Genomic DNA, 12148 nt, shown 5'->3' with positions numbered 1-12148 from the left:
CATGCTTGCTTCAATTCTTAAACGCGCCGGCATCAAGCTGACGCTGAACGACCCGCGCTGGGGCCGCAAACCCGAAGGCGACAACAAAGCCCAGGAAAGCAAACGCCCTGGCGACGGCCCGCCTGACCTCGAACAGATGTGGCGCGACTTCAATGCGCGCCTGAACCGCCTGTTCGGCCAGAAGAACAGGGGCGGGGGCGGCGACAACGGCGGCCCCGGCATGGGCGGCGACATGAAAGGCGCTGGCGCTACCGCCGGCGTGGTCGGCGCGATCATCCTGTTCATCTGGCTCGCCAGCGGCGCCTTCATCGTGCAGGAAGGCCAGGCCGGCGTGGTGACCACTTTCGGTAAGCTCAGCCGCACTACCGGCGCCGGTTTCAACTGGCGCTGGCCGTACCCGTTCCAGGCCCACGAGACGGTCAATGTCTCGCAGGTGCGCACCGCCGAAATCGGCTACCGCTCGAACGTCAAGAACAAGCGTCCGCAAGAAGCGCTGATGCTGACCGACGACGAGAACATCATCGACATCCAGTTCGCGGTGCAGTACACGCTGAAGAGCCCGGTCGACTGGCTGTTCAACAACCGCGACCAGGACGAGACGGTGCGCCAGGTCGCCGAGACCTCGATCCGCGAAGTGGTCGGCAAGAGCAAGATGGACTTCGTGCTGTATGAAGGCCGCGAGAAGGTCGCCAACGACGTCCAGATGCTGATGCAGCAGATCGTCGACCGCTACGCACTGGGCGCCGTCATCACCAACGTGACGATGCAGGGCGTGCAGCCGCCGGAGCAGGTGCAAAGCGCCTTCGACGACGCCGTCAAGGCAGGGCAGGACCGCGAGCGCGCCAAGAACGAAGGCCAGGCTTACGCCAACGACGTGATTCCGCGTGCCCGTGGTAACGCATCGCGCCTGCTGCAGGAAGCCGAAGCGTATCGCTCGATGGTGACCGAGAACGCCACTGGTAACGCCTCGCGCTTCTCGCAGGTGCTGGCCGAGTACCAGAAGGCTCCTGGCGTCACCCGTGACCGTATGTACCTCGACACCATGCAGCAGATCTTCACCAGCGCAAGCAAGGTGATGGTCGATGCCAAATCGAACAGCAACCTGCTCTATCTCCCGCTCGACAAGCTGATCGCGCAAACCGCGACCAATGCGGCAGCGGTGGGCAGCAAGTCGGGCCCGGTAACCATGCCGGCGCCTGCGGAAACCGCCCCGCTTGACCAGGTAATCCAGCGCGACAGCCGTAGTCGCGAATCTTCACGTGATCGGGAGAGCCGTTAATGAACCGCCTTGTAACCATTTTTGTCGCGGGCTTCATTGGCTTGATGATCCTGTCGTCGACCGTGTTCGTGGTCGACCAGCGCCGCTTCGCGATCGTCTTCGCACTGGGTGAAGTACGTGAAGTGATCAGCGAGCCAGGCCTGCACTTCAAGCTGCCGCCGCCGTTCCAGAACGTGCTGTACCTGGACAAGCGCATCCTGACGCTCGACACGCCCGACGCCGACCGCTTCATCACGGCCGAGAAGAAGAACATTTTGGTCGATGCCTACATCAAATGGCGCATCACCGAGCCGCGCCTGTACTACGTCAGCTTCGGCGGCGACGAAACCCGCGCGCGCGACCGCATGTCGCAGATCGTCAAGGCGGCGCTGAACGATGAAATCACCAAGCGCACCGTGCGCGAAGTGATCTCGGGCGAGCGCGGCAAGGTGATGCAGTCGATCCAGGCCAAGGTTGTGGCCGAGGCCAAGCAGATCGGCGTGCAGATCGTCGATGTGCGCCTCAAGCGGGTCGATTACGTCGAGCAGATCAACAACTCGGTGTACGAGCGCATGAAGGCCGAGCGCGCCCGCGTGGCCAATGAACTGCGTTCGACCGGCCAGGCAGACTCGGAAAAGATCCGCGCCGACGCCGACCGCCAGCGCACGGTGATCCTGGCTGAAGCGTTCCGCGAAGCCGAGAAAATCAAGGGTGACGGCGACGCCAAGGCATCGCAGATTTACGCCCAGGCATTCACCAAGAACCCTGAGTTCTATAAGTTCTACCGCTCGCTCGAGGCCTACCGCGCCAGCTTCAAGGACCGCAATGACCTGATGGTGATCGACGCCAATTCGGAGTTCTTCAAGTACTTCCGCAATCCGTCGACCAAGTAAGCAATACCGTCGTTCCCGCGCCGGCGGGAACCTATACTGAGCATGCCATGTATGGGTTCCCGCTTCCGCGGGAACGACTGTTTTCAGTGTCGGATTGGCATCACCCTCTGCCGTTTTCTCCCGCAATACCTTCAATTTCGGGTAAAATTATCGATTCGGCGCCATTTTTACGCACATCACTCGCTGCGCATTGTTCGTCTTTTAATAAACTCCCAAACTGTCCCTGCTCATGCCGAATTGGCTTTTGCCTGAAAACATTGCCGACGTCTTGCCGTCCGAAGCGCGCAAGATCGAGGAGCTGCGTCGCCTGATGCTCGATAACTTCCGCCTGTACGGATACGAGCTGGTGATGCCGCCGCTGCTCGAATACGTCGAGTCGCTGCTGACCGGCGCCGGCAAGGACACCGAACAGCGCACCTACAAGCTGATCGACCCGATGTCGGGCCGCATGCTGGGACTGCGTCCGGACATGACGACGCAAGTGGCGCGCATCGACGCCCACCTGCTGAACCGCGATTCGGTGACGCGCCTGTGCTACGCCGGCAGCGTGCTGCATACCCATCCATCGGGCCTGCACGCGACGCGCGAGCCGCTGCAGATCGGCGCCGAAATCTACGGCCACGCCGGACTCGAAGCCGACGCCGAAATCCAGGAACTGGCACTGGCCTCGCTGGCCATGGCGGGCTTCCCCGAGGTACGCCTCGACATGTCGCACGTCGGCGTGCTGCGCGCGATCATCGCGGAAGACGAGGCGGCCAGCAAGGACGAGGCGGCGTTGTCGGCACTGCTGCGCGCCAAGGATTGCCCGGGCCTTGCCGACCTGACCGCCGGCTACAGCGAGGCCACGCGCGCCGCGCTGATGGCGCTGCCGAACCTGTACGGCGACATCGACGTGCTGGCGCGCGCCCGCGACGTGCTGCCGGCTTTGCCGGGCGTGACGCGCGCGCTGGCCGAACTGGCGGCGCTGGCCGGCAGTGCGCTGGGCCGCGCCGAAGTGGCGATCGACCTGGCCGACCTGCGCGGCTACCAATACGAAAGCGGCGCGATGTTCGCGCTGTATGTTCCCGGCCTGCCTAACGCGGTTGCGCGCGGCGGCCGTTACGACCATGTCGGCGAAGCGTTTGGCCGGGCCCGTCCCGCCACCGGCTTCTCGCTCGACCTGCGCGAACTGGCGCGGCTGCTGCCGACGGCCGAGCGCAAGCACTCCATCCGCGCACCGTGGGGCAATGCTCCCGAGCTGCGCGAAAAAATCGCTCAACTGCGCACCGCAGGAGAGGTTGTGATCCAGAGTTTGCCGGGTCACGACAATGAGCAGGACGAGTTCGAGTGCGACCGCGTACTCGTCCTCGAAGACAGTAACTGGATTCTCAAAAACTTAGGTTAAGTGTGATGTCAAAGAAAAACGTGGCAAAGAACGTCGTTGTCATCGGCACCCAGTGGGGCGATGAAGGCAAAGGTAAGATCGTCGACTGGTTGACGGACAACGCGCAAGGCGTGGTGCGCTTCCAGGGCGGCCACAATGCGGGCCATACGCTCGTCATCGACGGCCAGAAGACCGCGCTGCAGCTGATCCCGTCGGGGATCATGCGCGCAGGCGTCGCCTGCTACATCGGCAACGGTGTGGTGGTGTCGGTACCGGACGTGATGCGTGAAATCGACAAGCTCGAAAAGGCCGGCATCGAAGTGGCCTCGCGCCTGAAGATTTCGGAAGCGTGCCCGGCGATTTTGCCGTACCACGTCGCCATCGACGTGGCCCGCGAAGCTGCGCGCGGCGTGAACAAGATCGGCACGACCGGCAAGGGCATCGGCCCGGCCTACGAAGATAAGGTCGCGCGCCGCGCGATCCGCATCGCCGACATGCTTAACGAAGAGCGCTTCGCAGAAAAGCTGCGCGAAAACCTTGACTATCACAACTTCGTGCTGACGAACTACCTGAAAGCCGACGCAGTCGACTTCCAGAAGACCTTCGACGACGCGATGGCACTGGTACCGCGCCTGCGCCCGATGGTCGGCGACGTCTCGTCCGCGCTGTACGCTGCGCACAAGGCCGGCGGCAACCTGCTGTTCGAAGGCGCACAGGGCTCGCTGCTCGACGTCGACCACGGCACCTACCCGTTCGTCACCTCGTCGAACTGCGTGGCTGGTAACGCCGCCGCAGGCGCGGGCGTTGGCCCGGGCATGCTGCACTACATTCTCGGCATCACCAAGGCATACACCACGCGCGTCGGCTCCGGCCCGTTCCCGTCGGAGCTGCCGACCGATGCCGGCGTGGGCGAGCACCTGTCGCGCATCGGCCACGAATTCGGCACCGTGACTGGCCGCGCACGCCGCTGCGGCTGGTTCGATGCAGCGCTGCTGCGCCGTTCGGTGCAGATCAACGGCGTGTCGGGCATGTGCCTGACCAAGCTCGATGTGCTGGACGGCCTCGAGTCGCTCAAGCTGTGCACCGGCTACACCATCGACGGCCGCGCTGTCGACATCTTCCCGGTTGGCGCTGAGGACGCGGCACGCTGCGTGCCAGTGTACGAAGAGATGCCGGGTTGGACCGAGAGCACTGTTGGCGCCAAGTCGCTGGCAGAACTGCCGGCCGCCGCACGCGCCTACATCAAGCGTATCGAAGAACTGGTTGGTATTCCGATCGACATGGTATCGACCGGCCCTGACCGCGTCGAGACGATCGTCCTGCGCCACCCGTTCGAATAATAAGAAGAGGAGCTTTCATGACAACCCCACCAACCACCGATAAAGACCTCTGGGTATCCTGGGACGAGTATCACCGCCTGATCGAGCGCCTGGCGCTCAAGGTGCATGAATCGGGCTGGAAGTTCGACCAGGTGCTGTGCCTGGCGCGCGGCGGCGTGCGTCCTGGCGACGTGTTCTCGCGCATCTTCGACGTGCCGCTGGCGATTTTGTCGACCAGCTCGTACCGCGAAGAGTCGGGTACCAAGCAGGGTGACCTGGACATTGCCAAGTACATGACGATGACCAAGGGCCCGCTGTCGGGGAAAATCTTGCTGGTTGATGACCTGGCTGACTCGGGCGTTACCTTGGACAAGGTGACCAAGCACTTGAAGGAGAACTTCTCCGGTGTGACCGAGGTGAAATCGGCTGTTATCTGGGTGAAGGGGACTTCGGCCATTCGTCCGGATTACTACCTGGAAGACCTGCCGCACAATCCATGGATTCATCAGCCGTTTGAAGACTATGACGGCCTGCGCCCGCATCAGCTGTCGGCGTGGTTGAAGAAGTTCGATAAGCAGGCGTAAACTGCCGCTTTAAACAGAGAGCCAGAGTGTTTGCCGTGATGCGGTGGGCACTCTGTTTTTTTTTGCCTGCCCTGGGCCAGAGTGCCTAGCACCTCATAAAGAATTTGGACTCAGATTGCTCTGAACAAAGCTTTAACATCCAACTGGAGCCTTCAATCACGACGAGGCTGGACCGGATGAGCGAATTTCCCCGGCAACGGCTGTGTCCGCACCGGGTATCATTCGGTATTCGCTATTGAAAATTCATCATGACCCAAAGCTTCTTCCAAACCTTCATCCTGCTCATCCTCGTCACCGACCCTTTCGGCAACGTTCCCTTGTTCGCCAGCGCGCTCGCCCCGGTCGAAAAGGCGAGGAGGGCACGCATCGTGGTGCGCGAGTGCGCCATCGCCTTCGCTGTCCTGCTCGTCTTCATGTTCTTCGGGCGCCACTTCCTGACAGCCCTGCACCTGTCCGAAGTCTCGCTGCGCATCGGCGGCGCGGTGATCCTGTTGCTGATCGCGATCCGCATGATCTTCCCGCATCCGGACGGCGTGCTCGGCAAAACCGATGGCGGTGAGCCGTTCATCGTGCCTCTGGCGATTCCAGCCCTGGCCGGACCATCCGCGCTCGCGACCGTGCTGCTGTTCTCCGCCAACACCATGACGGAGATCGCGGTCAATGTCGCAGCGCTGGCGGCTGTCGGCGTGGTCTGGCTGGCAGTCTTCCTCAGCGCCGAGAAGCTGCAGGAGCGCCTGGGACCGCAGGTGATGACGGCCTTCGAGCGATTGATGGGCCTGATCCTGACGGCAATGTCGGTCGAGATGCTGTTGGGCGGTATCCGCGAGTTCGTCAAAACATTGTAATAGTCTGCTAAGCCACCATGAATACGCTGAACCTGCTCCTGCATACCAAGCGCCACCCGTCTGCCATCCTGCTCTTGGTGCAGTTGAGCGGCATGCTGCTGTATCCGATCATCGAGGACACGCGCGGCGGCCAGGTAGTCTTCAATGGCTTCGGCGTCGTCGTCTTGGCCATGACGGTGCTGATGGTGCGCCGTACGCCTGGCCACGCGTGGATCAGCGGGTCAATCGCGGTGCCCATCATAATCTTGCTGGCCCTGCAGACGCTGTACGGCATGGAGTACCTGCTGCCATGGTCGTCGGCGCTTGAAGCGCTGTTTTACTTCTACGCCGCGGTCAGCCTGGTCGGCTACATGATGGAAGACCGGCGCACCACGCCAGACGAGTTGTTCGCCGCCGCGGCCACCTTCACCTTGCTGGCATGGGCCTTCACCCACTTGTTCGTGCTGGTGCAGGCGATGCATCCCGGAACATTCGCCGCGGCAGTCAACGCTGCCGATGCGCGTACCTGGACAGAGCTCAATTACCTCAGCTTCGCACTCCTATCGAGCACCGGCATTGGCGATGTGATTCCGCTGACCTCGCAGGCGCGCGCGCTGGCGAGCGTCGAGATGCTGGTCGGCCTGATGTACCTGGCCGCAGTGGTTGCCCGCCTGATCGGATTTACCGTGTCGTCGCACAAATAGAACGAAGCCGCCGACACTGCCCGGCAGCCTTTTTTCATCCGCCGCCAGCACTGTTCTCATTTATGTACTATCATTAGTTACATGAGACGAGACAGCAAACTATCCTCCATCCTCCACGTGTTGCTGCACATGGCGCACAGCGAGGTCCCCCTGACATCCGAGCAACTATCGCTCTATCTGGACACCAATCCCGTGCTGGTGCGGCGCGTGCTGGCCGGCCTGCGCGAACGGGGTTACGTCAGTTCCGGCAAAGGGCATGGCGGCGGCTGGTCCATCACCTGCGACCTGCACCAGGTCACCCTGCGCGATATCTATGAAGCAGTCGGTTCGCCGACGGTATTTGCGATGGGGAACCGCATCGATCACCCGACCTGCCTGGTCGAGAAGGTCGTCAACCAGTCGCTCGCCAGCGCTTTTGACGAAGCCGAGGCGCTGCTGATCGAGCGCTTCAAGGATGTCACCCTGGCCGACCTGTCCAAGCAGTTCAACCACCTCTACACGCAACATAAAGGAGACATCCATGCACACCAATCAGCTGAACGATGAATTCGACGCCATCATTGTGGGCGGCAGCTACGCGGGCTTGTCGGCGGCAATGCAGCTGGCGCGCGCGCGCCGCCGTGTGCTGGTGATCGACGCCGGCCAGCGCCGCAACCGCTACGCCACGCACTCGCATGGCTTCCTCACCCAGGACGGTAGTAGCGCATCGGCAATCGCCGCCGATGGCAAGGCGCAATTGATGGCTTACCCGAATGTCATTTGGCAGGAAGGCACCGCCGCCACCGCTATGGCCAATGGCGATGGCTTCGACGTGGCGCTGCACGATGGCCATGCATTCCAGGCGCGGCGCCTGGTGCTTGCCACCGGCGTCGTCGATGACCTGCCGCCGGTGGAGGGCCTGGCCGAACGCTGGGGCAGCAGCGTATTCCACTGCCCGTACTGCCATGGTTACGAGCTGGAGCAGGGCGCCATCGGCGTGCTGGCAACCGGTCCGATGTCGCTGCACCACGCGCTGATGCTGCCGGACTGGGGGAGCGTGACGCTGTTCCTGAATGATGCACTGGAGCCTGACGAGGCGCAGCTGAAAGCGCTGGCCGAGCGCGCAGTGGCCGTCGAGCGCACCCCGGTGGCGCGCATCGAGGGTAGGGCCGATGTCGTATTGCGCGACGGCCGCAGTATCGCGCTGGCCGGCCTGTTCGTGATGAGCCGCACGCACAACAGCCCGTTGGCCGCCGAGCTGGGCTGCGCGCTGGACGAGGGGCCGATGGGCCTTTACGTGCGTACCGACGCGCGCCAGGCGAGCACGGTGGCGGGGGTGTTCTGCTGCGGCGACGCCGCGCGCATCGCGGGCAGTGTCGCGCTGGCTGTCGCCGACGGTGCGATGGCAGGCGTTGCCGCGCACCAGTCGCTGATCTTCGGCGCGGTGCCGGCGGCGTGACACCCGGTGAAAACAATTTGTGCGCCGCACAAAAAGCTGTGTTACACTGCGTTCAGCGGTTGAGTTTGTTCACAAACTCGACCGCGATCCTGGTTTGCGCCGCGATGTGACAGGTGTAATGTCATCAAGCTGGTGCTCTGAGAACCAGGGTTTGTAATTCCGGATACGCTAGTCGATTTACACATTGGAGGCACCTTGCAGATAGCATGGGCGTCCAAACTTCCGGGCACCACGCAGATAGCATGGGCTCTGGTTCGCGATTAAATTATTGGTAATACATTGGAACGAAGCCCGCACAAGCGGGCTTTTTTTTCGTCCATTGACTGTGTGCAGTGCTCTTCTTGTTACACTGCAACTAACATGATCGGATTCTAAACGCCGCTCAGCCAATTCGTGGACCTCTTGATGCTATTTTCTGCCAGCCGGCCAGCCGACGGCGTGCCGTCGTTCCCATCGTTGCGCAAGCGCATTCCGCTTCTGCTCGGCGTGACGGTATTTGCCATGTCGCTCGCGGCAACCTACAACGCCTGGCGCATCGCCGGCGACCAGTTGCAGCGCGCGCGCCAGAGCGAGTTCGATTTCCAGGTGCGCCAGGCGGCAAGGCGCATCGACGTCCGGATGGCGACCTACGCTCAGGTGCAGCGCGGTGTCGTGGCGTTCATGCTCGGCTCGATGGATGTCGACCGCGACAACTTCCGCGCGTTCGTTCGGTCGCTCAGTCTCGAAGAGCGCTATCCGGGCATCCAGGGGCTGGCGGTGGTCCGCCTGGTGCAGCCCGCCCAGCTCGACCAGCACCTCGCCGCCGTTCGCGGCGAGGGATTGCCCTACGATGTCAATCCGCCCGGCCCGCGCGCGCTGTATTCGTTGATCACCCACATCGAGCCCTTTAGCGGCCTGAACCTTCGCGCGCTCGGATTCGACATGCTGACCGAGCCAAACCGGCGCCTGGCGATGGAGCGCGCGCGCGACACCGGCATGCAGTCGGCGTCCGCGAAGGTGCGCCTGATCCAGGAAAACGGCAAGGACGTCCAGGCCGGCACAGTGATGTACCTGCCGGTGTACCGCCGCGGCGCCGAGGTGTCGACGCTGGAACAGCGCCGCAGCAACCTGATCGGCTGGGTTGGCGCGCCGTTCCGCATCAGCGACTTAATGAGGGGAATCAGCGGCGAACGCTCGCAGGATCTGATCATGGGCATTTACGACGGCACCGTGGTCGATCGGGATGCGCTGCTGTTCGAATCGCACCCCAACGGCCTTGGCACGCAGTCGCGCGTGCCGCAGTTTCGCGCTACCAAGCAGTTGATGATAGGCGGGCGTCCGTGGACGCTCGACCTGCGCTCGGCCCCGGCGTTGGAAGACCGCATCGAGTCGGACGAGGCGAGCCTGATCGCCGTCGTCGGCACGGCCCTGAGCGCTGTCCTCGGGCTACTGGTGTTCGCGCTTGCCTCCGGCCAGCGGCGCGCGGCGTGGCGCGCCAGGGAAGTCACCGGCCAGCTGAGCGATAGCGAATTCCGCTGGAAGTATGCGCTTGAAGGCGCCGGCGACGGCGTCTGGGACTGGAATTGCAAAACCGGCGCCGTGGTGTATTCCAAGCGATGGAAAGAGATGCTGGGCTACGCGGAAGATGAACTGGGCGAGGATGAGAAGGTGTGGGCCAGCCTGCTGCATCCGGACGACAAGGAACTGGCGCTGGGCGAAATAAAGCGTTTCCTGGCCAGCACCGACTCGGTGTATGCGGTCGAGTTCCGGATGCGCTGCAAGGATGGCAGCTGGCGCTGGATACTGGCGCGCGCGATGGCCGTCACCCGCGACGAACAGCAGCGCCCGCTGCGCACGATCGGCACGCACACCGATATCACGCGCGCCAAGATGGACGAGGGTACGCTGCGCGAAGCAAACGCGCAGCTTGCCAACGAACAGCAGCGCATCAGGGTGATCCTCGACCATTCGCACGACGCGTTCTTGGCGGTCGATGCCGCCGGCCAGGTCACCGACTGGAATGCCAAGGCCGAAACCATGTTTGGCTGGAGCGCGGCCGAGGCGATCGGGCGCCAGCTGCCCGAACTGATAATTCCAGCGGACCAGCGTGACGCGCACAACCGCGGTTTCGCGCGGTTTACGCAATCCGGCGGCGGCCATCCGATCCGCACGGTGATGGAAGTGACCGCCGTTCACCGCAGCGGACAACACATTCCGGTTGAGCTGGCGATCGCCGGCCTGCCGACGGCCGATGGTTACGCGGCCAGCGCATTTATCCGCGACATCTCCCTGCGCAAGGCTGCCGAGCAGCTTGAAATCGAACGCGGCAAGGCACTCGACGAAGCGCGCGCGGCATTGCAGCACGCGCAGAAGCTGGAAGCGGTCGGCAAGCTGACCGGAGGCATCGCCCACGACTTCAATAACGTATTACATGTGATCGGCGGAAACGTCCAACTGCTGCAACTGCTGTGCAAGGGCGATGAGCGCCTGCTCAAGCGCCTTGCCAGCATGCACGCCGCGGTCGACCGCGGCGCCAAGCTGTCATCGCAACTGCTGGCGTTTGCGCGCCGCCAGCCACTGCAGCCGGTGGTGGTCGACCTGACCCACGTGCTGGTCAACATGGATGACCTGCTGCGGCGCGCGATGGGCGAGTCGGTCGCGCTGTCGATCCGGTCCGATGAGCTGTTGTGGAACACCCTGGTCGATCCCGGCCAGCTCGAGAATGTCCTCCTCAACCTGGCCATCAATGCGCGTGACGCGATGCCCGATGGCGGCGCGATCGTTATCGAGCTGGACAACAGCACGATCGGCGAAGGCGGGCTGGACGGCGCACCGGACATGGCGCCGGGCCAGTACGTGCGCGTGAGCGTGACGGACACCGGGGTTGGCATGAGCCCGGAAGTGCAGGCGCTGGCGTTCGAGCCCTTCTTCACCACCAAGCCGGTAGGCAAGGGGACCGGGCTGGGGCTGAGCATGGCATACGGCTTCGTCAAGCAAAGCGGCGGACACATCCAGCTGCTGAGCAAACCGGGCAGCGGCACATCGGTGGTGATCCATTTGCCGCGATCAGAACAGGCCGAGACGATCGTCGAGGTCGCGGCGACGGCCGATCTGGTCGGCGGCGGCGAGACGATCCTCGTCGTCGAGGACGATGAGGACGTGCGCGCCACGGCCATCAGCCAGTTGCAGGAACTCGGCTACCAGGTGGTGCAAGCGCGTGACGGAGAAAGCGCGCTGGCGATGCTGGAGGGCGGCGTCCAGGTCGACCTGCTGTTCACCGATGTCGTGATGCCTGGCCCGGTATCGAGTACCGCACTGGCCGAGCGGGCAAGGGTGCTTCTGCCTGGCCTGCGGGTGCTGTACACCTCGGGCTACACGCGCAACGCGTTGACGACCGGCGGCCGGCTCGACGGGGGCGTGCAGCTGCTCAGCAAGCCTTACCGGCGCGAAGAGCTGGCGCGCAGGATAAGGGAAATATTGGCTCGCCAGGGCAATTGAAAAGACGATGTCGCCGTTGCCACCACTACGTCGTGCCCGCGTAGGCGGGCACCCATACCCAGGATGCTGTAATCGCGAAGGTCAAGTTCGCTGCGCGGCGTCAGCTTGGATTCCCGCCGGCGCGCACTGCTGTCCGGGATATTCTGCCTGACACGAATCGCTCGGCAGCCAAGCCAACGTCGCCCCTGCCTTCGCAGGGGCGACGTCAAATCTTGCATTCCAAGTCTCAATGCCGCGATTACCGTGAGCGCCCCGAACCCGATTGATGCAATGGCAGTGCCAGAGCCA

The 12148-nt window shown here is 63.1% G+C and carries 10 protein-coding genes; all 10 read left to right on the top strand.

From position 1 onward, the window contains the following. The first annotated feature begins 1 nt into the window (after nucleotide 1). A complete protein-coding gene (hflK, locus tag I4X03_RS14010) occupies nucleotides 2-1279 on the top strand; it encodes an FtsH protease activity modulator HflK (protein ID WP_223468853.1) in 1278 nt (425 codons plus the stop codon). Continuing rightward, nucleotides 1279-2151 (top strand): protease modulator HflC, encoded by an 873-nt coding sequence (hflC, locus tag I4X03_RS14005; RefSeq protein ID WP_223468852.1) that lies wholly within the window; start codon nucleotides 1279-1281, stop codon nucleotides 2149-2151. The genes hflK and hflC overlap by 1 nt, the downstream gene beginning before the upstream one ends. Before the next feature lie 229 nt (nucleotides 2152-2380). Next, nucleotides 2381-3535, top strand: a complete 1155-nt coding sequence (locus I4X03_RS14000) for an ATP phosphoribosyltransferase regulatory subunit (protein WP_223468851.1) — start codon at nucleotides 2381-2383, stop codon at nucleotides 3533-3535. A 5-nt stretch (nucleotides 3536-3540) separates the two neighbouring features. Then, nucleotides 3541-4854, top strand: coding sequence for an adenylosuccinate synthase (locus tag I4X03_RS13995; protein WP_223468850.1), 1314 nt, complete (start codon nucleotides 3541-3543; stop codon nucleotides 4852-4854). Nucleotides 4855-4871: 17 nt separating this feature from the next. Further along, nucleotides 4872-5417, top strand: a complete 546-nt coding sequence (locus I4X03_RS13990; protein WP_223468849.1) for a phosphoribosyltransferase — start codon at nucleotides 4872-4874, stop codon at nucleotides 5415-5417. Between the two features lie 248 nt (nucleotides 5418-5665). Beyond that, complete coding sequence (locus I4X03_RS13985) at nucleotides 5666-6262, top strand: MarC family protein (protein WP_223468848.1); 597 nt, start codon at nucleotides 5666-5668, stop codon at nucleotides 6260-6262. A 17-nt stretch (nucleotides 6263-6279) separates the two neighbouring features. Beyond that, on the top strand, nucleotides 6280-6945 hold the full coding sequence (locus I4X03_RS13980; RefSeq protein ID WP_223468847.1) for an ion channel: 666 nt from the start codon (nucleotides 6280-6282) through the stop codon (nucleotides 6943-6945). 81 nt (nucleotides 6946-7026) lie between these two features. Further along, nucleotides 7027-7491, top strand: a complete 465-nt coding sequence (locus tag I4X03_RS13975) for an RrF2 family transcriptional regulator (RefSeq protein ID WP_223468846.1) — start codon at nucleotides 7027-7029, stop codon at nucleotides 7489-7491. After that, nucleotides 7466-8383, top strand: coding sequence for an NAD(P)/FAD-dependent oxidoreductase (locus I4X03_RS13970; protein WP_223468845.1), 918 nt, complete (start codon nucleotides 7466-7468; stop codon nucleotides 8381-8383). Before I4X03_RS13975 ends, I4X03_RS13970 begins: the two co-directional genes overlap by 26 nt. 405 nt (nucleotides 8384-8788) lie before the next feature. Beyond that, a complete protein-coding gene (locus I4X03_RS13965) occupies nucleotides 8789-11860 on the top strand; it encodes a CHASE domain-containing protein (protein WP_223468844.1) in 3072 nt (1023 codons plus the stop codon). Nucleotides 11861-12148: the final 288 nt, after the last annotated feature.

Source organism: Massilia soli (genome assembly GCF_016809835.1).
In the GTDB taxonomy this organism is placed as follows: Bacteria; Pseudomonadota; Gammaproteobacteria; order Burkholderiales; family Burkholderiaceae_D; genus Telluria_A; species Telluria_A soli.
This window is presented reverse-complemented; position numbering and strand designations above follow the sequence as displayed.

What these genes read in the sequence shown, in the direction of transcription:
- hflK (WP_223468853.1), top strand. Translation starts at nt 2, where the DNA reads ATGCTTGCTTCAATTCTTAAACGCGCCGGCATCAAGCTGACGCTGAAC.
- hflC (WP_223468852.1), top strand. Translation starts at nt 1,279, where the DNA reads ATGAACCGCCTTGTAACCATTTTTGTCGCGGGCTTCATTGGCTTGATG.
- I4X03_RS14000 (WP_223468851.1), top strand. Translation starts at nt 2,381, where the DNA reads ATGCCGAATTGGCTTTTGCCTGAAAACATTGCCGACGTCTTGCCGTCC.
- I4X03_RS13995 (WP_223468850.1), top strand. Translation starts at nt 3,541, where the DNA reads ATGTCAAAGAAAAACGTGGCAAAGAACGTCGTTGTCATCGGCACCCAG.
- I4X03_RS13990 (WP_223468849.1), top strand. Translation starts at nt 4,872, where the DNA reads ATGACAACCCCACCAACCACCGATAAAGACCTCTGGGTATCCTGGGAC.
- I4X03_RS13985 (WP_223468848.1), top strand. Translation starts at nt 5,666, where the DNA reads ATGACCCAAAGCTTCTTCCAAACCTTCATCCTGCTCATCCTCGTCACC.
- I4X03_RS13980 (WP_223468847.1), top strand. Translation starts at nt 6,280, where the DNA reads ATGAATACGCTGAACCTGCTCCTGCATACCAAGCGCCACCCGTCTGCC.
- I4X03_RS13975 (WP_223468846.1), top strand. Translation starts at nt 7,027, where the DNA reads ATGAGACGAGACAGCAAACTATCCTCCATCCTCCACGTGTTGCTGCAC.
- I4X03_RS13970 (WP_223468845.1), top strand. Translation starts at nt 7,466, where the DNA reads ATGCACACCAATCAGCTGAACGATGAATTCGACGCCATCATTGTGGGC.
- I4X03_RS13965 (WP_223468844.1), top strand. Translation starts at nt 8,789, where the DNA reads ATGCTATTTTCTGCCAGCCGGCCAGCCGACGGCGTGCCGTCGTTCCCA.